This is a genomic window from Streptomyces sp. NPDC005863 (assembly GCF_042871345.1).
Lineage (GTDB): Bacteria > Actinomycetota > Actinomycetes > Streptomycetales > Streptomycetaceae > Streptomyces.
Genome location: NZ_JBIAII010000010.1, coordinates 244,230 through 263,750 on the forward strand (window position 1 = coordinate 244,230; position 19,521 = coordinate 263,750).

A 19,521-nucleotide genomic window follows, 5' to 3' on the forward strand; every position below is an offset into this window, starting at 1 on the left:
TCAGAGAAAGCTGACGTTCTGGGCGTGGGAGAGGTGGCTCGAATAGTTGACTGTGTTCGTGGCCGGGCGCATGTACGCCCGCCACGCGTCGGACCCCGACTCGCGGCCGCCGCCGGTCTCCTTCTCGCCGCCGAACGCGCCCCCGATCTCCGCTCCCGACGTCCCGATGTTCACGTTGGCGATGCCGCAGTCGGAGCCCTCCGACGACAGGAACCGCTCGGCCTCCTGCTGGTCGCGGGTGAAGATGCTCGACGACAGGCCCTGGGGCACGTCGTTGTGCAGGGCCATCGCCTCCTCGAACGTGTCGTACGTCAGGACGTACAGGAGCGGCGCGAAGGTCTCCTCGCGGACGGTGTCGCTCTGCCGGGGGACGCGCACCACGGCCGGCTCGACGTACGCGGCGTGCGGCGCGGCCGGGACCGATCGGCGGGCGCCGCCCGCGAGGAGCTCGCCGCCCTCGCCGCGCACCCGGTCGAGCGCCCCCTGCATCGCGTCCAGCGCCCGCGTGGAGATCAGCGGACCGACCAGCGTGCCGTCGTCGAAGGGGTCGCCGACGGGCAACTTCCGGTACGCGGCCGTCAGGCGCTCGGTGAGTGTGTCGGCGACGTCGCGGTGCACGATGAGCCGCCGCAGCGTCGTGCAGCGCTGCCCCGCGGTGCCGGCCGCGGCGAACACGATGCCCCGCACGGCGAGTTCGAGGTCGGCGGACGGCGCGACGACCGCCGCGTTGTTGCCGCCGAGTTCCAGCAGACAGCGGCCGAAGCGGGCGGCCACGCGCGGGCCGACCTCGCGCCCCATGCGGGTCGAACCGGTGGCGCTGACCAACGCGACGCGCGGATCGTCCACGAGCCGCTCGCCGACGGCCCGGTCGCCGAGCAGCAGCCGGTGCACGTCGCGGGGCGCCCCGACATCCTCGGCGGCCCGGGCGAGCAGACGGTCGCAGGCCAGTGAGATGAGCGGGGTCAGCTCCGAGGGCTTCCACACCATGGTGTCACCGCAGACCAGAGCGACCGCGGTGTTCCACGACCAGACGGCGGCCGGGAAGTTGAACGCGGAGATGACACCGACGACGCCGAGCGGATGCCAGCTCTCCGCCAACCGGTGCCCAGGACGTTCTGATGCGATGGTGCGGCCGTAGAGCTGCCGGGACAGGCCCACGGCGAAATCGCAGATGTCGACCATCTCCTGGACCTCGCCGAGCGCCTCGGAGCGGATCTTGCCCGCTTCGACGCTGATCAGGTCGGCCAGGTCCTCCTGATGCTCACGCAGCAACTCACCGAGCCGCCGCACCAGTTCGCCCCGGCGCTGGGCAGGCGTGGCCCGCCAGGTGAGGAACGCGGCGCGGGCCGCGGCGAGCGCCGCCTCGGTCCCGGCCGCGTCCGGCACGGCAAGACCGAAGAGCTCCTCGCCGGTGATCGGGGTACGGGCCCGGAGCGCGTCGCCCTCGGGGAGAGCGACGCCGACACGGTCGAGCGCGGCGCGGGCACGGGTGCGCAGCGCGTCGGTGGCGGGCACGACGATGGTCATGAGACTCCCTGGACTGCGGTCATGAGACGGCCTGGGGGCGCAGGTCGCGCGGTAGTCGGGCGAGGGAGCGGTCGCGTTGCCGCTCGTACAGCGTGTAGGGGTCGAGGACGTCCCGGCCCATCGCCTCGGAGAGCCGCCCGGCGTCGTACGCACTGCCTTCCTGCCCGCTGTGCCGGGATCCCGCCTCGCCGAGGTTGGACCGGAAGATGCCGGCGGCCGACCGGGGCAGGAAGTCCTCGTACACGATCGGCTCGGCCCGCAGCCAGCCCTGGTCCAGGAGCCCGCCGAGATCGGCCGGCGGGCGGCCACCGTCCGCGGGGCGGTCGGGCACGGCGGGGTGGTAGGTGAAGAACCCCAACTCCCGACTGGCCAAGCCGTGTTCCGTCTCGGGAAGGTGCTCGGTCCATACGGCGCGGGCGACCTCGGAGCGTTCGGCCGCGGTCCGGCCGGCGGCCCGCTCGTCGACGAGGGCGAGCAACCGGTCGTACAGCGCACGGCCCTCGCGGGTGAGGGCGATGCCGCGGGCCTCGACCTCACCGAACCGCACCCGCAGCGCGCCCTCGGTCACGCTGCCGTCCGCGGCGCGCAGGGCCCGTGGCTCGGCGAGCGCCCGGAAGGAGGTCTGCCGCAACAGGACGTCCGGCCCGTCCCAGCGCGGCGGCCCCTGGATGGTGTCGATCATCTCGATGCCGTACCCGGTCATGCGCCGGTAGAGCTCGTCGATGTCCAGGACGCGCGGGGTGAGGTGGTTGATGTGGGTGCTGCGCACGCCGCCGATGTCCGCGGCCACGGCGGAGACCCGCTCCAGCGCCGCGTACCAGTCCGCGTCGATGGGCTCGGCGGACAACTCGAAGGTCTCCACGGCCAGTTCGAGGAACCGCTCGGCGTCCGGGGCGGGCAACTCCTGTTCCGCCTCCGCCCGGTCGGCCAGGGCCAGCAGCTCCGGCCCGAACAGCTCACGTCCGGCGAGGAACGCGGTCAGCCGCGAGCGCAGCTCCGGGTCGAAGAAGCGTGCGTCCGAGACGGTGAGCATGGAGGTGAAGACGCGGAACGGATTACGGGCCAACTCGTCCTCGGCCACGGGTCGGAACGCCGTCGACACCACGGGCAGCGTACTGCCGGGAGTGTCGCGCAGGTCGTAGAAGCCCACCGGGCGCATGCCCAGGGCGCCGAACACGCGCGCCACCTGCCCCAGCTCCTGCGGGGTGCCGACCCGGATGGCGCCGTGCCGCTCGGCGGTGACGCGGGCGATGGCCCCGAGACGCTCGGCGTCGGCTCCCCGCGTGCGCAGCACGTCCTCGTTGACCTCGCGCGAGACGTCCACCAGCGTGGTGTACGCGGGGACTTCACGCCCGTACATGCGCGAGAGTCGCGCGGCGAACGCGGCGCGCAGCTGCCACTGCTCGACCATCGGCACGGAGACCGTCCTTCCGGTTCGGTTCGGGGCTCAGCCCACATCGCACGACACATGACACACGCCACACGTCACGCGTCACACGCTTCACATCGCTCGGCTCACACCACGTGGGCCTCCGGGCGGCTCCGCGTCCCGGTACGGAACCGGTCGGCGCCGAGTGGGGTGACGTCGACGCAGGGTGTCCTGCCCAGATACAGATCGCGCACGATCTCGCCGACCGCGGGTGCCTGGAGGAACCCGTGGCCGGAAAACCCGGTCGCGTAGAGGAAGTTGACCGGCGAGGTGCAGCGGCCGATCAGGGCGTTGTGGTCCGGAGTCACCTCGTAGAGGCCCGCCCAGCCCCCGGCGGTCGCCAGCTCCGCGAGGGCGGGCGCCCTGCGCCGTGCCACCGCCCGGAACAGGTCGAGCCACTCCGGCGTCCACGTGGTGTCGAAGCCCTCCCTCTGCGCGGGGTCCGCGAGCCCGAACAGCAGCCCGTCGTCGCTGTTGTGGAAGTACGCCGATGACGTGAAGTCGATCGTGAAGGGGATGCGCGGCGCGGCGGGCAACAGGGGCACAGTGAAGGCGAGTTGGCGGCGCAGTGGCCGCACCGGCAGTTCGACGCCGACCATGGAGCCGATCCGCGCGGACCAGGCGCCGGCCGCGCAGACCACCGCAGAGCAGGTCACCGAGCCGCGGTCGGTGTGGACGACGGTGACGCGGTCCCCGGCGGTGTCCATGCCGACGACGGACGTGTGCGTCGCGATCACGGCACCGGCCCGCGCCGCGGCGCGCGCGTACCCGCGGACGACGTGTGCGGGTCGCGCGTGCCCGTCGTCGGGCGAGTACACGGCGGCCACCAGGCCCTCGGTGCTGAGGTAGGGGCAGAGGGCCCGGGCCTCGGCGGGGCCGATCATGCGGCTCGGGACGCCGAGAGCGTTCTGCGTCCGCACGCTGTCCGCGAACTCCGCGGCCTGGCCGGCGCTGGTCAGCAGGAAGAGATAGCCGACGGTCCGCAGTCCGATGTCCGCGCCGGGACGGTCCGGGAAGTCGCGGAACGCCCGCAGACTCCGTTGGCCCAACTCGATGTTGAGGGGATCGGAGAACTGCGCCCGCACACCGCCGATCGGCTTCCCCGAGCTGCCGCCGGCCAGTTCGCCGCGCTCGACGACGACGATGCGGCGTACGCCCGCCTCGGCGAGGTGAAAGGCGATGCTCGCGCCCATCACACCACCACCGACAATCACGACGTCGGCCGTGTCGGGGAGGGCGCGGTACGCGCCGGAAGCGGGGGAGGGAGGCGGTGAGGGCGACGAGGACGGCGAAGACGGTGAGGACGGTGAGGAGGGCGACGACGTGGGCTGTGGTGCGGGGGCCGGCGAGGCCAAGTGGCCGCTCCCTTCCAGGCGTTGGCCTGGACTGTCATGGCGTGACGCGGAACGCTGAACAGCTGTCTGCCCGCCATGGTGCAGCACACCGCCCGCCGGCGTCCATGAGCGGTCACCGCATCCTGCCTCACGGGGTCCGGTTCCCTACCGGGCTTCTGCGGGCGACTCACATGAGGGGAGCGGCGGGCGCGGGCCCCAGCGTCGTCGTACCCGGCGCGGCCCGGTGTCCGAGCCCCGTGCGGTACGCGTCCATCGCGGCCTCCACCCGTCCGGTGCGCCGCAGCAAGTCGCCGAGGAGGCGACAGAGATCGGCCAAGTCGCCCACCGCACTGGAGCGTTCGAGGAGGGAGAGCGCGGCGCAGTAGTGCTCCTCGGCACGTTCCGTGTCGCCGCGTTCCTCGGCGATCAGCCCGAGCAGCCGGTGCGCACCGCCCGCGTGCACCGCCCCGCGCCGGGCGCCGAGCGTCCCCGCACCGGTCTCGTCCCCGCCGGCCTCGACCGCGAGGGCCTCGTCCGTTTCGGTCCCGCCCATGTCGTCGGCGCCGGAGGTGAGCAGCAGCGGTCGCAGGAGAGCCTCCGCCTCCTCGGTCTTGCCGCGGCGCCGCAGCACATCGGCCAGCTCGACCTCCACCTGTTCGGTGAAGAGCGCGGCCCGTTTGGAGGCGAGAATCTCGCGCGCCGTGCGCAGTTCGTTCTCGGCGCGCTCCAAGTCGCCGTCCTGCGCGTGGACATAGCCGCGCATCCAATGGCAGTGCGCGAGTTCGGTACGGATGTGCAGATGGCGGTAGAGCTCCTGCGCCTTGGTGAGCGAGGCGTCGGCTTCGGCGATGCGGCCCTCGGCGATGAGCGTACGGGCCACCCCGCGGTGCATGCCCGCGACCAGCGCCGGGTCGTCGACGCGCGGGGCCAGCGCGAGGGCCAGCTCGGCGGCGTGCGCGGCCCGGGCGTGGGCGCCCATGTCCATATAGGGGGCGATGGACGCCGTGTAGAGGAGGAGCAGCGCCTCCGGGTCGTGCAGTCCGGCGGCGTTCAGTTCATCGAGGGTGCTTTCCAAGAGGTAGCAGGCGTACCGGAGTTCGCCGGTGAGGAGGTGGGCGGTGGCGCGGCCCCTGATGGCGGGCACGCGGCGCGGCAGCGGCTCATCGGCGAGGAGGTGTTCCGCGGCGGCGAAACGGTCGCGGGCGTCGGCGAGTTCACCGGCTTCCAGGAGGCAGTCGCCGAGGCCGAGGAGCGCGTCGGCCTGCTCCTGGGTGAGCGTGTGGGCGAGGGCCTCCTCGTACAGGGTGCGGTAGAGCTCGGCGGCGTCCTCGGGCGCGCCGGTGGCCAGGGCGCGTCGGGCGTCGGTGAGCCGTAGGCGCAGCCCGGCGGCCAGGTGGGCGGGGCGGCCGGTGGCCAGCTCCTCGTAGCCGACACCGAGGCGCTCGGCGAGATGGCGCAGCGCGGCCTCGGAGGGCCGTACCTTGCCCGACTCCAGGGTGGAGACGTACGCGGGCGTGTAGGCGGGCTCGGCCAACTGCCGCTGCGTCAGGCCGCGTTCACCTCGCAACCGCAGGACGCGCCGTCCGATCTCGGCCGGGCCGTCGGGCCGTACGCCCTCGGGGGGTCCCTCCTGGGGAACGTTCTGAGCCACCGCTGCCTCTCCGTACGTACGTCACTTCACTGACCACACTGGCAACTTGACGCACACCCATTGCCTGGCGCCTCGGAAGCCTCTACGTTGATCCGCGCCTTAACCCCGCTTAACCCGCCATTTATATCGCGGACTTCGGAAGGACGCCCATGCCCCCCACACACCGAATACCCGGAGCACCCGGAGCAGCTGGAGGACCCGGAACACCCGGCCGTGCCAGACGCACTCCGCTGCGCATCGCCCTGGCCGCGGGCATCGCGCTCACCGCGGCGGCCGTCACCATGGGCCCCGCGGGCACCGCCACCGCTGCGGATCCCGATCCGCAACCGACCGCCTCGCAGACCCAGCGCGTCGAGTACTTCACCGGCCCCGACGCCCACCCCCGGCACACCCAGGTCACCGCGCCCCGGGCGCTGTCCGCGAAGCAGCGCGCGAAGATCAAGGGCGACGGAGACGTCGTCCCGATCGTGCAGGCCGGGCCGACCGCCGACAAGCTCGACGTCGTCTTCATCGGCGACGGCTACACCGCCTCGCAGCAGGAGGACTTCCACGCCGACGTGCGCGCCAAGTGGGCGAAGATCTCGGCCGTCGAGCCGTACGCCTCGTACAAGGGCCTCTTCAACGTGTGGGCGGTGGACGCGGTCTCCCGGCAGTCCGGCGTCTCCGGCGACCCGACGACCGACGTCGTCAAGGACACCGCCCTCGGGTCGGCCTTCTTCTGCGACGGCATCGAACGCCTGCTGTGCGTGGACACCAACAAGGTCGAGTCGTACGCGACGAAGGCCGAGGACCCCGACCTGGTCATCGTCCTCGGCAACTCCTCCAAGTACGGCGGCGCCGGCTACAACGACATCACCTCGCCGTCCGGCTACGACGGCATCGCCACCGCCTCCTCGGACAACGCACAGTCCGACCAGGTCGCCGTCCACGAGACCGGCCACTCGCTGGGCAAGCTGGCCGACGAGTACTGGTACGACGAGTACGGCACGTACACGGGCGCCGAGCCCTGGGAGGCCAACACCAGCAAGCTGACGGCCGACGAACTCACCGCGCAGCAGAAGAAGTGGTACCGGTGGATCGGCCAGACCTCGCCGGACGGCGGCACGGTCGGCGCGTACGAGGGCGGCGGGTACTACCCGCGCGGTCTCTACCGCCCGACGGAGGACTCGATCATGCGGACGCTCGGCCGCGAGTTCAACCTGCCCGGCCGCGAGGCCATGATCGCGGGCTTTCACCGGCACGCGTCCGTGGTCACCGCGCAGACCCCCACGGACCGTGCGGTGCGGCGCGGCGACAAGGTCCGGGTGCGGGCGGCGGACGGCATCCAACTGCGCTGGAGCGTGGACGGCCGCGAGGCCAAAAAGGCGAGAGGCGACGCCACGGTGACACCCCGCTCCCTGGGCACACCGGCCGACGGCCGCCCCCACACGCTGTCACTCCGCGCCACGGACCCGACCAAGGCGATCCGCGACCCGGCCCTGCGCACCCTGCTGACGAACACCCTGACGTGGAAGGTGCGCCGCTGACGGACTGAAGCGCGGGGCGACCCACGGGGCCGTCCCGCGCGAGGTCGAGGAGCGGCGCTGCTGACGACTCACTCGCCGGTCCGGCCGTCGACGAGTTCGCGCGCGATGTCGAGGTGCCCGGCGTGCCGGGCGTACTCCTGGAGAAGGTGGAAGAGGATCCGGCCGAGGGAGGGTGCTTGGTCGGGCGTCTTGAAGCGGCCTCCGAGACGCGCCTTGTCGGTCAACACGGCATCGGCGACCAGGGAGTTCGCCATGGCCACCTCTGCTTCGTAGGCGGCGACGACCTGTGCGGCGGACGTGCCGGGCACGATCGTCCACTCCTCGGCGTCTTCGCCGGCGGGATAGGCAACGACGTCCTGGGCGTCGAACCCCCACCGCATCCAACGGCGTTCGACCCAGCCGAGATGCTGGACCAGGCCGAGCGGCGACCAGCCCAGCGGTTCCACAGGCGCACGGAGCTGGTCGTCGGACAGGCCGGCGAGCTTTCGCATCAGGGCCTTGCGGTACCAGTCCAGATAGCCGAGGAGGAGTTCGCGGGCGTCGGAGACGTCCACGGCCGGCCCGTCGAGAGGAGCGGGAACTTTGTCCGGGGGCTGCTGCATCCCGCGAACGTAGCGCGGCCACTAGCCGAGCGCACGCACCTCCGACACCGAGAGGCAGGCTCCAGGAAGCACGACCTGCGCAGCCCGCCCTACACGGCACCATCCGCAGCCCTCCCTACGCCGCACCACCTAGGGAGCAGGAATCCGCTGCCGACCCACATCCCCGCGTACGGAGGCCACACCCCCGCACTCGCTCGACTCTCGTACGACGAGCTCGGGCGCCAGCCGAATCGCATGCCGCGCCCCGGCACCGACGCCGGCCCCCGCACCGATACCCGCACCGGCGCCGGCCCCCGCCGCCCCCGAGCCCCCGCCAAGACGTCGACCCAACAGCCGTGCCGCCTCCGCCGCCAGCTCGGCCACTGGCTGGCGGACCGTCGTGATGCCCGGCGCGGAGAGCGCCGCCATCGGGATGTCGTCGAAACCGGTGACCGCGACCTCGCCCGGCACATCGGCGCCGAGCTGCTGCAGGCGTTGCAGTGCCCCGATCGCGATCAGGTCGTTGGCGCAGACCAGCGCGTCGGGCCGCGCGGGCCACACCTCGTCGACCGCGGCCCTGCCCCACTCCACGGAGAAGTCGCCGAGGGCCACCCGCTCCGGCGCTCCGGGATCGAGCGCGCAGGCCCCCGCCGCGTAGGCCGCGCGCCGCTCGGCCGCGGCCGAGGCCGTCCCGGCGGCGCCGAGGAAACAGATCCGGCGGCGGCCCGTCGCCGCCAGGTGGTCGAGGACCAGGGCCATGCCCGCGGCGTTGTCGACCGCCACGGAGTCGGCGACCGCCGGCCCGCAGCCACGGTCCATGAGGATGAGCGGGACCCGTTCCGCCGCCGCCGTCACCGCCTCCCTGCTGCGCTCCTCGTGCGCCGGAATCACCAGGAGCGCGTCGACCCGGCGGCCCAGGAGGTCGGCGATGTACTCCGCCTCGGCCGTCGGGTCGTCGTCGCAGTCGGCCAGCAGCACGGCCCGGCCCTCGGCGTGCAGGGCGTGCGTCAACTCCCGTACCAGCGTGGGGTAGAAGGGGTTCGTGATCTGCGGCAGGACCAGGCCGACCGTGCCGGTCGAGCGGCTGCGCAGCGCGCGGGCGGCGTGGTTGGGACGGTATCCGAGCGCTTCGGCGGCCTCGCGCACGCGCCGGGCGGTCTCGGCGCCGACGGGGCGCGTGCCGGCCAGGACCCGGGAGACCGTGGCGACGGAGCAGCCGGTGGCCCGGGCCACATCTCTCAGCGTTACGTCGGCCACGCCGCGCCCACCCTCCGATAGGTTTCGGCAAACGTTATCAGCGGCCCACCGCCGTCACCAGGCCCGATTTTCCAGGCGTATTCTCCCGGTTGGCCCATTTCTGTGTAGGCCGTCGGGCCCCGGACCGCTGTCCGTTCCGGGCGAGTTTGCTGGGGTGTGTCGTTGACCATTGACATAATTCGCGCCGGTGCACACAGTCTTGGGAGAACGTTTTCCCGAGCGTCGCCGCACGTGCGGCGACGCTCAGCCGAACAAAGAGGTTCCGCGATGCCCCGAAAGATCATCCTGGACTGCGACCCCGGACATGACGACGCGATCGCCATGCTCCTGGCGCACGGCAACCCGGATGTCGAGCTGGTCGCCGTCACCACCGTGGTAGGCAACCAGACCCTGGAGAAGGTCACCCGCAACGCCCTCTCGGTGGCCCGCATCGCGAACATCACCGGCGTCCCCTTCGCCGCGGGCTGCCCCCGTCCCCTCGTACGCGACGTCGAGACCGCCCCGGACATCCACGGCGAGAGCGGCATCGACGGCCCCGTCATGCCCGAGCCGACCCTGGCCCTCGACGAGCGGCACGCCGTGGACCTCATCATCGACACGGTCATGGCGCACGAGCCCGGCGAGATCACCATCGTGCCCACCGCCGGCCTGACCAACATCGCCCTGGCCGCCCGCAAGGAGCCCCGCATCGTCGAGCGGGTCCGCGAGGTCGTGCTCATGGGCGGCGGCTACCACACGGGCAACTGGAGCCCGGTCGCCGAGTTCAACATCAAGATCGACCCCGAGGCCGCGCACATCGTCTTCAACGAGAGCTGGCCGGTCACCATGGTCGGCCTGGACCTCACCCACCAGGCCCTCGCCACCCCCGAGGTCGTCGAGCGCATCGGCAAGGTCGGCACCGCCCCCGCCCTCTTCGTCAACGAGCTCCTCGACTTCTTCGGCGCCATGTACCTGGAGGCCCAGGGCTTCGACGCCCCGCCCGTCCACGACCCGTGCGCCGTCGCCTACGTCATCGACCCCAGTGTCATGACGGTCCGCAAGGCCCCCGTGGACATCGAGCTCACCGGCACCCTCACGCTCGGCATGACCGTGACGGACCTGCGCGCCATCGCTCCCGAGGACTGCCACACCCAGGTCGCCGTCGACCTGGACCACCAGCGCTTCTGGGACCTGATCGTGGACGCGCTCGAGCGGATCGGCGACGTGCGCGCATGAACGCCTCCCTCACCGAACCCGCCGCCGCGCCCGGCGGCCCCCGCGCCTCCCGGCCGGTGCGCATCGGGGTCCTGGTCGCCGCGCTCCTCGCGGCCTGCTTCGCCTTCCAGCTCAACGCGAGCATGCTCAGCCCCGCCCTGAAGAACATCGAGGACTCCCTCGGGGCGACCTCCGCCGAGGTCGGCCTGACCCAGACCGCGTTCTTCACCTCGGCCGCGCTCTTCTCGCTCTTCCTGCCGCGCCTCGGCGACCTCGTCGGCCGCCGCAAGGTGCTCGCCGGGATGCTGGCGCTCATGGTCGTCGGCTGTGTGGTCGCCGCGCTCGCCGAGAGCGTGCCGATGCTCTTCGCGGGACGCGTCATCCAGGGCATCTCCGGACCCACCGTGCCGCTCTGCCTCATCATGCTGCGCAACGAGGTCCACGAGCCGAAGAAGTACGGCACCCTGCTCGGTGTCATCACCGCCGTCAACGGCGGCATCGCCGGTCTCGACTCCCTCGCGGGCGGCTTCCTGTCCGACCACTACGGCTTCGGCGCGGTGTTCTGGGCGATGGCCGGCGTGGCCGCGATCGCCGCGCTCCTCGTCGCCACCCTCACCCCCGAGTCCAAGGCCGCCGGCGCCACCGACACCCGCATGGACTGGCCCGGAGTCACCCTCCTGGTCATCTCCGTCGGCGCGGCCCTGATCGCCCTGAACGAGGCGGGCAAGCTCGGCGCCGCGAACTGGATCCTCGTCGTCGCCCTGTTCGTCGTCACGGCCGTCGCCTTCGCCCTGTTCTGGCGCACCGAGGACCGCAGCAGCCACCCCCTGGTCGCCACCCGGCACCTGCGCCGGCGCTCCACCTGGGCGCTGCTGCTCACCACGGTCCTCACCATGACCGGCGTCTTCGCCGTGATGAACGGCATGATCCCCGCCTTCGCCCAGGACGCCCAGGCAGGCTTCGGCATGGGCGCCGAGCAGTCCGCCTGGTGGACCCTGACGCCGTACGCCCTCGCGGGCCTGGCCATGGGCCCGCTCGCCGGACGCCTCGCCGCCACGTACGGCTACGGCCGCATCCTGCGCCTCGGGCTCATCGGCTCGGCGGTGACGGTCGCCCTGATGCTGTTCACGCTGCACGCCGACTCGCGGCTGCTGCTCCTGCTCGCCTCGGTCCTCATCGGCGTCACCTACGCGGGTGTGGGCAACATCGTCCTCAACGGACTCGGCATCGTGCTCTCCCCGAAGGAGAACCCGGGCTTCCTGCCGGGGCTGAACGCGGGCGCCTTCAACCTGGGCGCGGGGCTCAGCTTCGCCGTCCTGTACGCCGTGCAGACCGCCGCGGAACCGGCGGACAAGACCTCGCCCGCGGGGTACACGGCAGGCATGATCGCCGGAGTCGTCCTCATCGCGGCGGCCTTCGCGACGTCCTTCCTCATCCCCAAGCCGGTGGAGGCGGAAGCCACGGAGTGAGCGCGCGCGCCGGCGGCCGGGCGGCCGGTCAGGCGCGCACCCTCGGCAGCCCGGTCACGGACATCACCAGCGAGTAGAGCGAGGTGGTGGCCGTGATGAAGAGCCGGTTGTTCTTCGGCCCGCCGAAGGCGATGTTGGACACCGGCTCGGGCACCCGCAGCCGCCCGATGAGGGTGCCGTCGGGGTCGTAGCAGTGCACGCCTCCCGCGATGGCGGCGGCCCACAACCGGCCGCCGTCGTCGAAGCGGATGTTGTCGAACCGGCTGACGCCGTCCTTCGCCTCGGCGAAGACCTTCCCGTCGGACAGCGTGCCGTCCTCGCGCACGTCGAAGACCCGGATGCAACCGCCCCGCGTGTCCGACACGTACAACTGCCGCTCGTCCGGCGAGAAGACGAGGCCGTTCGGCGCCCCGAAGCCGTCCGCGACCAGCCGCACCTCGCCCGTGGACGGATCGATCCGGTACACGTTGAGGCCGTCGATCTCGGGCTCGGCGCGGAAACCCTCGTAGTCGCTGGTGATCCCGAAGTCCGGGTCCGAGAACCACACCGAGCCGTCGGAGCGGACGACCGCGTCGTTCGGGCTGTTCAGCCGCTTGCCGTCGTACCGGTCGGCGAGCACGGTGATCCGGCCGTCGGGCTCGGTGCGGGTGACCCGGCGATTGCCCTGCTCACAGCTGATCAGCCGGCCCTCGCGGTCGATCGTGTTGCCGTTGACGTGCCCGGCGGGGGAGCGGAAGACCGTGACGCCGCCGGCCGTCTCGTCCCAGCGCAGCAGCCGATCGTTCGGGATGTCGCTCCAGATCAGCTGACGCCAGGCGGGCAGGTACAGCGGCCCCTCGGCCCACCGGCAGTCCCCGTACAGCTTCTCGAGCCGGTTGTCCCCGTTCGCACACCGCCCGGTACGGAACCGCTCGTCCAGGATCTCGTACGGAGAGGTGCTGTCGTTGCCGGACATGGATGCCCCTTGGTGGGTGTTTGTGTGAATGTTGTTCGGTCGATCATGACTATGCCAGAACGCTGTATGGTTGCACCATGGTGAATGTGGATGACGTGGACCGCCGGCTGATCGCTCTCCTCCAAGAGGACGCGACCATCTCGTACGCCGCACTCGGCAAGGGCGCCGGCCTCTCCGCGGGCGCCGCCCACGAGCGGGTGCGCAAGCTCCGCGAGCGCGGGGTCATCCGGCGCACCACCGTCGAGGTGGACCCCGCGGCGCTCGACCGCGGGGTGCTGGCCTTCGTGATGGTCGACTCGACGGCGTGGATGGGGGAGTCCGCGGACGCGTTCGCGGCCATCCCCGAGATACAGGAGGCGCACGTCATTGCCGGCAGCGCGTCGATCCTGGTCAAGGTCCGCACCGGGACGACCGCCCAACTCCAGGACGTGCTGAGGCGGTTGTACGCGATCGAGGGCGTCAGCGGCACGCACGCCACGGTCTCCCTCGAGACGTTCTTCGAGCGCCCGGTGTCACCTCTCCCCGACTGATCCGCACTCCATCGCGCGAAAGCGTCTTCACGCGGGCTTCTCGGGCCGCCGCACCCGGTAGCGGAGGTGCGTGACGTCACGGTCCTCGAGCCGTCGGACGAGGTCGAGCTCGCAGATGGTCGAAGCGAGGCATGCCCGGGCTGCAGACGAACTGCACGTCCGCCTCCCGGCCCGGCGCCGCGGCGAAGGCGTGCGGGGTGTGCGGCGGCACCGGCAGGAAGTCGCCCTTCTCCAGGAGCTTCACCTCGTCGTCGACCAACACCTGGAGGGCGCCGTCGACGACGAAGAACATCTCCGACGCTCTGGTGTGGAAATGCGCGGGAGCGCCGACCGCGCCCTTGGCGAAGGTGGAGCGGTGGTCAATTCAGCAACCCGAGGTCCACGTGTGGGAGCTGCCCTTGTCGTTGGCGCCGCTGTTGTAGCCGACCTCCTGGCCGGGCGCGAGGCAGAGGGTGACCCTGCCCGTGAGCTCGCGTCCGTCGTAGACCTTGACGTGGTCCTTGACGCCGGGGCCGGAGACCCCGTGGTTGGCCCAGGAGGAGTCCTGGTTGGACATGTCACCCTCCCACCAGCGGTCGTCGCCCGAGTGCTCGATCTTCATGCCGTCGAAGTTCGCGTGGGTCCAGACACAGAAGTAGCCGCGTCGGCAGTCGGCCGCCTGCGAGGCGGCGGCGTTGGCCAGGACCGCGGCGGTGGAGAGGACGGCGGTGGCGAGCAGAACGGTGAGGCGCTTCATCGAGGGGTGTCTCCTTGGGGTGAAGGCTGGTTGAGCACGGTGGTCGCTTCGGCGAGCGCACGGCTGCGCATGCGCTTCCAGTCCGCGATGTCGGCGCGGTGCCGGCCGCAGACCTCGTTCAAGGTGCAATGGGTGTGGTCGGCCTCGGGTCCGAGGTTGTTGACGATGACCGAGACGCGGAACCAGCGGCGCTGATCGCCGTAGAGCTGTTGCTGAGCGGCGCCGAGGCATCCGTCGGTGTGAGCGCGTACGGCATACCCGGTGGGCAGGGTGAGGGACAGTTCCGCCGGTCCGGTGCCGAACAGGGCGGCGGCGATCCGCCGCTCATCTGCCGGGGGTGAGCTCCGACCGGGGCGGGGCGGGGTGAGTCCCCGGTGCGTGAGACAGGCGTCCGTGAGCACCTGTGTGGCTGCCTTGATCACCTCGTCCGGTGCCGGTGCCGGTGCCGGCTCGGGCGTGCCGGACGAGCAGCCGGTCAACGGCAAGCAGAGGAGGGGGAGCAGGGTCGCCGCCCGGCGCGCTCCCGGCTTCCTGGAGGCGGGGGCCACGGGCTCGGTCCTCGGCTCCCTCTGCTGGCGCTTCACCTGCGGTGAACGGTGTGAAGGCCGCGCGGGGCACGGTGTTTCGCCCGACGTCATCCGTGAGCGTGGCGGGCGTCCCGCTCAGAAAAGATCAAAGACCCCGGCTGGACGGGGGAGACCAGCCGGGGCCGTGAAAGGTGGCACGCGGAGGGCGGTCGCCTCTCGGCGAAAGGCTCCATGGGGCTTCAGCCGAACGATCGTCCCCATGGGCTATAGGTGAGGCCCGGGGACACTGTCCCCTCCGCAGCCACACCTGAAAGAACGACGCTCGGTCCCGGGTTGTTCCGGACCGACCGCCGCATACGGGGTGACCTATGACACACCGGACAATCGGCGGCCTGCCGCCCCTCTGTCAGAATCGCCCCATGGCTGACCACGACACGGATCACGGGCACCGGGTGGATCAGGGGTACCTGCTGGACAACCGGCAATCCGAGGCGGGAATCCGGTTCGAGGCGCTCAGCGAGCTGTTCGACCCGGTCACGTTCCGGCACATCGACAGGCTCGGCCTCACGGCGGGCATGCGGTGCTGGGAGATCGGCGCCGGCGGCCCGTCCGTACCCCTCGGACTGGCCGAGCGCGTCGGGCCCACCGGAGCCGTGGTCGCCACCGACATCGACGTGTCCTGGACCCGCGGCATCGCGGGCGGCGCGATCGAGGTGCTGCGCCACGACGTGGCCGCCGACCCGCCGCCGCCCGGCGGCTTCGACCTCGTCCACGCCCGTCTCGTCCTCGTCCACGTCGCCGACCGCGCCGAGGCGCTGCGCAGGATGGTCCAGGCCCTGCGCCCGGGCGGCCGGCTGCTCCTTGAGGACGCCGACCCCGGGCTGCAACCCCTGCTGTGCCCGGACGAGTCGGGCCCCGAGCAGCGGCTCGCCAATCGGCTGCGGTCCGGCTTCCGCGCGTTGATGGCGGCGCGCGGCGCGGATCTCGCGTACGGGCGGACCCTGCCCCGGCTGCTGCGCGAGGCCGGCCTGGACGATGTGCGGGCCGACGCGTACTTCCCGATCACGTCGCCGGCCTGCGTCGTCCTGGAGGCCGCGACCGTACGACAGATCCGCCGGCTGCTCGTGGCCGAAGGCCTGGCCACCGACGAGGAGATCGACCGCCACCTGGCGAACGTGGCCACCGGGACCCTCGACCTCGCCACCGCGCCGATGATCTCCGCGTGGGGACGCAGGCCGTAGCGGCGGGGCATCGGGGCGGTGGATCAGGGGAGCCGTGGTGGCGGGGAAGTCGTGGAGGTCAGTCGTGGAGGGCAACTCGTGGTGGTGGCTGAAGGGGAGAGGAGAGCGGCATGGCGGCGGAAGCCGATGACATCGTCCTGAGCAAGCAGGATCTCCGTGCGGTCACCGCCTTCGCCGCGGCGTGCGCGGAGGCCGTCCTCGACGTGTTCGAGGCCGATCGACCGGACGATCCGCGCCCGCGCGACGCGATCGACGCGGCGTGGGCGTTCGCCCGGGGCGGCGAGCGCGGGAAGTCCTTGCGCGACACGGCGTGGGCCGCGCTCAAGGCCGCCAACGACACGGACACGCCTGCCGCGCGCGAGGCGGCCCGGGCGGCGATGGCCGCCGCAGGCGCGGCCTACCTGCACCCCCTGGCCAAGGCCACGCAGGTCAAGCACATCCTCGGTGCCGGGGCGCACGCGGCCAGAGCGGCCGAACTGGTCGCCGGGGACGACCGGATCGTCGGCGCCGAACACGCGCGGCAAACGGCACCCCGGGCGACCGTCGCCGTGGTTGACGTGCTCGCACGGTTTCCGGCGGCGCCGGGCGGCGGGGGCCGGGTCGGCGACCTGATCCGCATGCTGGACGCGGACCTCCGCGCACGCGGTTCCCTGCGCGCCGCGCGCGACCCTTCGTGACCGTCCGCGCCTGCGTCACCGATGACTTTCCGTGTCCGCGGGAGTCGTCCCCATGACGACACGATCACACCCCACGACCGGAAGGCCGGCCGCCCGATGAACGCTCTGCGCGACACCCTGCAGCACTACGTGGCCAACGGCACGGTGCCGGGCGCCCTCGGCCTGTTGAGCACCGGCGACGACGTCGACGTGGTCACGGTCGGCTCGATGGACGTGCCGGGCACCGCCCCGATGGCCAGGGACTCGATCTTCCGTATCGCGTCCATCACCAAACCGATCGCCGCCGCGGCCGTCCTGATGCTGGTGGAGGAGGGGCGACTCGACCTCGACGCCCCCATCGAGACATGGCTGCCGGAGCTGGCGAAGCCGGACGTGGTGCGCACCCCCGGCTCCCCGGTCGAGGACGTCGTCCCGGCGGCCCGGCCGATCACGGTCGAGGACCTGCTCACCTCCCGCACCGGCTGGGGCTTCCCCTACGACTTCGGACTCCCGGCGGTGCAGGCCCTGTTCACCGTGCAGAAGGACGGACGCGCCCTGCAGGGGTGGCCGGACCAGGACACCTGGTTGCGGCGGCTCGCCGAGGTGCCGATGCTGCACCAGCCGGGCGCGGCCTGGTTGTACGGGACGTCGTCCGACCTGCAGGGCATTCTGGTCGCCCGCGCCTCGGGCCGCTCGTTCGCCGACTTCCTCGCGGAGCGCGTCTTCGAGCCGCTCGGCATGACAGACACGGCCTTCGACGTCCCGGTGGCGAAGCGGCACCGGTTCACCTCCTTCTACACCCCCGCTCCGGAGGGCGGCCTGCAACTGGCGGACGGGCCTGCGGGGGAGTGGAGCAGCGTGCCCCGCTTCCAGTCGGGTGGCGGCGGCCTCGCCTCCACGGCCGACGACTACCTGGCCTTCGCCCGCATGCTGCTCAACGGCGGCGAGAGCGAAGGCCGACGCCTTCTCACCCCCGCCTCGGTCGCCCGCATGACGACCAATCACCTCACCACCGGACAGCGGGAGAAGGCCACCCTCTTCCTGGAGGGGCAGGGGTGGGGTTACGGGGGTCAGGTCGACGTCACCTCGGCCGACCCCTGGAGCGTCCCGGGCCGCTACGGCTGGGTGGGCGGCACCGGGACGACCGCGTACATCGTCCCGTCCAGGGGCACGGCCGCGATCCTGCTGACGCAGGTGGGCATGGAGAGCCCCACGCCGACACCGCTGATGCGGGACTTCTGGAGGAGCGCGGCGGAGATCCAGGCCGGTTGACACCGGAGTTGAGTGCCGCCGGTCGTCTGCCGCCCGCCGCCTCGCGAGCGGAATATCCCGTGCCGTCCCGGCGCCGGAGGTGCAGACTCGCCCCATGGCGGACATGAAGGCGTTCCGGGACGCGGTCGGCGCGTGGGCGAGTGGCGGTGCCGACGGCGCCGATGCAGCGGCGGGGGATCTGGCCGGGCGACTCGGGGTGCGGACCGTGGTGTTGCTGGAGGGGCCGAGCGACTTCGAGGCGGTGGAGGCGCTGGCCGAACGGCGCGGCCGTGACCTGGCCGCCGAAGGCGTGTGCGTGCTGCCGATGGGCGGCGCGATGAGCATCGGCCGCTACGCATCCCTCCTCGGCCCGCCCGGACTGGGTCTGCGCCTTACGGGCCTGTGCGACGCGAACGAACAGGGCTTCTACGAAAGGGGCTTGGAGCGGGCGGGCGCGCCGCACGAGGACTTCTACGTGTGCGACGCGGACCTGGAGGAGGAGCTGATCCGCGCGCTGGGCACCGAGACGGTCGAGGAGATCGTCCGGGTCGAGGGCGACCTGCGGGCGTGGCAGACATTCGTACGCCAGCCCGCACAACACGGCCGCCCCCGGGAACAGCAGCTTCGGCGCTTCCTGGGCACGAAGAAGGGCCGCAAGATCCGCTACGGCCGCCTCCTGGTGGAGGCGCTGGCCCCGGAGCAGGCACCCGCCCCCCTCGACGACCTCCTCACCAGCGTGTGAGGGCGCCGACGAGGTCACGTACTACCAGGTGGTCGCGTTACGGGGTGTCCAGCAGGTCGGTGACGAACTTCCGCAGCAGGCCTGCCCGTACGGGCAGCACGCCGTGGATGACCTGGGAGCCGTAGGCGACACCCGTACCCGCTCCGGCGTCGGTGATCCAGCGGGTGCGCTGTGCCGCTCGCAGCCAGGCGGGTTCGCTGTCGTGCACGTGCGTGTCCGGAGAGGGCGCGTGCGGGAGCCGCTGGGTGAGCGGGGTGCCGGGCAGGAAGCCTTCCGCTTCACCTACCACCTCGCCGGTCCAGACGCTGGTGCCGGACGTCGTCTCGATGTAGAACTCGCCGCCCTGCTCCGCGTCTTGGAGCACGACGCCGAGGCGCCCCAGACGGCGGGGGGCGGTGCCGGGCGCGGGGATCCCGTCGAGATGGGTGGGCACCGCCGCGCCGGGAGCCAGTTCGGTGTAACCCCACGGCGCCGCGGCGCCGATGGAAGGCATCGACCGGCGGATCGCCGGCAGGGCCCGCTCGGTGGCGAACCCGAGGATCTCCTGGGCCGCAGCGGGCGCGGGAAGCACCTCGGCCTGGAATCGCGGGGTCCAACCGGTGCTGCGCTGCTCGACGTCCATGATCTTGCGGAGCTGGGAGAGTTCGTCGGGGGTCAGGAACTCCTCGACGGTCTGCAGAGCCAGGGTCTCACTGATGTGGATCACAGTTGCCTCCGGAGCCTTCAGGAACGGCGCTGCGGGGTGGTCCTGCGACCACCGTCGAGGAGGCACCGGGGCCCGTCCAGGGTGCAGCGGGGGCGCAGGGGGGGGCGGACGGGGCTCGCCTACGGAACCGGGCCGGCGCCGGTCAGGCCGCCGTGTCCACGGCCGTACGCGTACGGCCGTACGCGGCGACGCCCCGGGCCGCACCGCCT

The 19,521-nt window shown here is 72.1% G+C and carries 18 protein-coding genes and 1 pseudogene; 8 read left to right on the forward strand and 11 right to left on the reverse strand.

Annotation, left to right across the window (positions count from 1 at the left end; genetic code table 11):
• The 4 genes from ACFYO9_RS30285 to ACFYO9_RS30300 form a co-directional block, all read right to left on the reverse strand.
• A complete protein-coding gene (locus ACFYO9_RS30285) occupies nt 1–1,527 on the reverse strand; it encodes an aldehyde dehydrogenase family protein (protein ID WP_358776486.1) in 1,527 nt (508 codons plus the stop codon).
• Between the two features lie 19 nt (nt 1,528–1,546).
• On the reverse strand, nt 1,547–2,938 hold the full coding sequence (locus tag ACFYO9_RS30290) for a 2-oxoadipate dioxygenase/decarboxylase family protein (protein WP_358776580.1): 1,392 nt from the start codon (nt 2,936–2,938) through the stop codon (nt 1,547–1,549).
• 104 nt (nt 2,939–3,042) lie between these two features.
• Nucleotides 3,043–4,170, reverse strand: a complete 1,128-nt coding sequence (locus tag ACFYO9_RS30295; protein WP_358776487.1) for an FAD-binding oxidoreductase — start codon at nt 4,168–4,170, stop codon at nt 3,043–3,045.
• A gap of 307 nt (nt 4,171–4,477) precedes the next feature.
• A complete protein-coding gene (locus ACFYO9_RS30300) occupies nt 4,478–5,941 on the reverse strand; it encodes a helix-turn-helix domain-containing protein (RefSeq protein ID WP_388666707.1) in 1,464 nt (487 codons plus the stop codon).
• 149 nt (nt 5,942–6,090) lie between these two features.
• Between ACFYO9_RS30300 and ACFYO9_RS30305 the strand changes: the two genes are divergently transcribed.
• On the forward strand, nt 6,091–7,467 hold the full coding sequence (locus ACFYO9_RS30305) for a M64 family metallopeptidase (RefSeq protein ID WP_355815436.1): 1,377 nt from the start codon (nt 6,091–6,093) through the stop codon (nt 7,465–7,467).
• Nucleotides 7,468–7,535: 68 nt separating this feature from the next.
• On the opposite strand, the gene ACFYO9_RS30310 is transcribed toward ACFYO9_RS30305, so the two are convergent.
• Together ACFYO9_RS30310 and ACFYO9_RS30315 are read right to left on the reverse strand one after the other, a co-directional pair.
• Nucleotides 7,536–8,069, reverse strand: a complete 534-nt coding sequence (locus ACFYO9_RS30310) for a DinB family protein (protein ID WP_358776489.1) — start codon at nt 8,067–8,069, stop codon at nt 7,536–7,538.
• A 129-nt stretch (nt 8,070–8,198) separates the two neighbouring features.
• Complete coding sequence (locus ACFYO9_RS30315) at nt 8,199–9,305, reverse strand: LacI family DNA-binding transcriptional regulator (RefSeq protein WP_358776491.1); 1,107 nt, start codon at nt 9,303–9,305, stop codon at nt 8,199–8,201.
• 267 nt (nt 9,306–9,572) lie between these two features.
• On the opposite strand from ACFYO9_RS30315, the gene ACFYO9_RS30320 reads away from it, so the two are divergent.
• Together ACFYO9_RS30320 and ACFYO9_RS30325 are read left to right on the forward strand one after the other, a co-directional pair.
• A complete protein-coding gene (locus tag ACFYO9_RS30320) occupies nt 9,573–10,520 on the forward strand; it encodes a nucleoside hydrolase (protein WP_355815427.1) in 948 nt (315 codons plus the stop codon).
• On the forward strand, nt 10,517–11,968 hold the full coding sequence (locus ACFYO9_RS30325; RefSeq protein WP_355815424.1) for an MFS transporter: 1,452 nt from the start codon (nt 10,517–10,519) through the stop codon (nt 11,966–11,968). Before ACFYO9_RS30320 ends, ACFYO9_RS30325 begins: the two co-directional genes overlap by 4 nt.
• Nucleotides 11,969–11,996: 28 nt before the next feature.
• Here the strand turns inward: ACFYO9_RS30325 and ACFYO9_RS30330 are convergent, their stop codons facing one another.
• A complete protein-coding gene (locus ACFYO9_RS30330) occupies nt 11,997–12,923 on the reverse strand; it encodes an SMP-30/gluconolactonase/LRE family protein (protein ID WP_358776493.1) in 927 nt (308 codons plus the stop codon).
• Nucleotides 12,924–13,009: 86 nt separating this feature from the next.
• Here ACFYO9_RS30330 and ACFYO9_RS30335 point away from each other — a divergent pair, with 86 nt between their 5' ends.
• Nucleotides 13,010–13,453 carry an Lrp/AsnC family transcriptional regulator gene (locus tag ACFYO9_RS30335; RefSeq protein WP_358776582.1) on the forward strand — a complete coding sequence of 148 codons (444 nt, stop codon included), beginning with the start codon at nt 13,010–13,012 and terminating at the stop codon, nt 13,451–13,453.
• Between the two features lie 109 nt (nt 13,454–13,562).
• Here ACFYO9_RS30335 and ACFYO9_RS30340 read toward each other — a convergent pair.
• The 3 genes and pseudogenes from ACFYO9_RS30340 to ACFYO9_RS30350 form a co-directional block, all read right to left on the reverse strand.
• Nucleotides 13,563–13,811, reverse strand: a pseudogene (locus ACFYO9_RS30340) (cupin domain-containing protein); the annotation flags it as partial.
• A gap of 6 nt (nt 13,812–13,817) precedes the next feature.
• The gene (locus tag ACFYO9_RS30345; protein ID WP_358776495.1) at nt 13,818–14,189 is read right to left on the reverse strand and encodes a peptidase inhibitor family I36 protein; all 372 of its coding nucleotides are present in this window, start codon (nt 14,187–14,189) and stop codon (nt 13,818–13,820) included.
• Nucleotides 14,186–14,773, reverse strand: coding sequence for a hypothetical protein (locus tag ACFYO9_RS30350; RefSeq protein ID WP_388666709.1), 588 nt, complete (start codon nt 14,771–14,773; stop codon nt 14,186–14,188). Before ACFYO9_RS30350 ends, ACFYO9_RS30345 begins: the two co-directional genes overlap by 4 nt.
• Nucleotides 14,774–15,135: 362 nt before the next feature.
• On the opposite strand from ACFYO9_RS30350, the gene ACFYO9_RS30355 reads away from it, so the two are divergent.
• The 4 genes from ACFYO9_RS30355 to ACFYO9_RS30370 all read left to right on the forward strand — a co-directional run bounded on the left by ACFYO9_RS30355 (nt 15,136) and on the right by ACFYO9_RS30370 (nt 18,606).
• Nucleotides 15,136–15,957, forward strand: a complete 822-nt coding sequence (locus tag ACFYO9_RS30355) for a methyltransferase domain-containing protein (protein WP_358776498.1) — start codon at nt 15,136–15,138, stop codon at nt 15,955–15,957.
• 110 nt (nt 15,958–16,067) lie between these two features.
• Nucleotides 16,068–16,634, forward strand: coding sequence for a putative immunity protein (locus ACFYO9_RS30360; protein WP_358776500.1), 567 nt, complete (start codon nt 16,068–16,070; stop codon nt 16,632–16,634).
• A gap of 96 nt (nt 16,635–16,730) precedes the next feature.
• Nucleotides 16,731–17,885 carry a serine hydrolase domain-containing protein gene (locus tag ACFYO9_RS30365; protein ID WP_358776502.1) on the forward strand — a complete coding sequence of 385 codons (1,155 nt, stop codon included), beginning with the start codon at nt 16,731–16,733 and terminating at the stop codon, nt 17,883–17,885.
• A gap of 94 nt (nt 17,886–17,979) precedes the next feature.
• The gene (locus ACFYO9_RS30370; protein WP_358776504.1) at nt 17,980–18,606 is read left to right on the forward strand and encodes a TOPRIM nucleotidyl transferase/hydrolase domain-containing protein; all 627 of its coding nucleotides are present in this window, start codon (nt 17,980–17,982) and stop codon (nt 18,604–18,606) included.
• Between the two features lie 37 nt (nt 18,607–18,643).
• On the opposite strand, the gene ACFYO9_RS30375 is transcribed toward ACFYO9_RS30370, so the two are convergent.
• Entirely contained in the window at nt 18,644–19,312 is a 669-nt protein-coding gene (locus ACFYO9_RS30375) for a hypothetical protein (RefSeq protein ID WP_355815402.1), read from the reverse strand.
• Nucleotides 19,313–19,521 lie beyond the last annotated feature (209 nt).

Bases quoted from the DNA above. Each gene is read 5' to 3' on its own strand.
- ACFYO9_RS30310 (WP_358776489.1), bottom strand. From the start codon at position 8,069: ATGCAGCAGCCCCCGGACAAAGTTCCCGCTCCTCTCGACGGGCCGGCC.
- ACFYO9_RS30355 (WP_358776498.1), top strand. From the start codon at position 15,136: ATGGCTGACCACGACACGGATCACGGGCACCGGGTGGATCAGGGGTAC.
- ACFYO9_RS30360 (WP_358776500.1), top strand. From the start codon at position 16,068: ATGGCGGCGGAAGCCGATGACATCGTCCTGAGCAAGCAGGATCTCCGT.
- ACFYO9_RS30370 (WP_358776504.1), top strand. From the start codon at position 17,980: ATGGCGGACATGAAGGCGTTCCGGGACGCGGTCGGCGCGTGGGCGAGT.
- ACFYO9_RS30365 (WP_358776502.1), top strand. From the start codon at position 16,731: ATGAACGCTCTGCGCGACACCCTGCAGCACTACGTGGCCAACGGCACG.
- ACFYO9_RS30320 (WP_355815427.1), top strand. From the start codon at position 9,573: ATGCCCCGAAAGATCATCCTGGACTGCGACCCCGGACATGACGACGCG.
- ACFYO9_RS30330 (WP_358776493.1), bottom strand. From the start codon at position 12,923: ATGTCCGGCAACGACAGCACCTCTCCGTACGAGATCCTGGACGAGCGG.
- ACFYO9_RS30325 (WP_355815424.1), top strand. From the start codon at position 10,517: ATGAACGCCTCCCTCACCGAACCCGCCGCCGCGCCCGGCGGCCCCCGC.
- ACFYO9_RS30345 (WP_358776495.1), bottom strand. From the start codon at position 14,189: ATGAAGCGCCTCACCGTTCTGCTCGCCACCGCCGTCCTCTCCACCGCC.
- ACFYO9_RS30305 (WP_355815436.1), top strand. From the start codon at position 6,091: ATGCCCCCCACACACCGAATACCCGGAGCACCCGGAGCAGCTGGAGGA.
- ACFYO9_RS30285 (WP_358776486.1), bottom strand. From the start codon at position 1,527: ATGACCATCGTCGTGCCCGCCACCGACGCGCTGCGCACCCGTGCCCGC.
- ACFYO9_RS30290 (WP_358776580.1), bottom strand. From the start codon at position 2,938: ATGGTCGAGCAGTGGCAGCTGCGCGCCGCGTTCGCCGCGCGACTCTCG.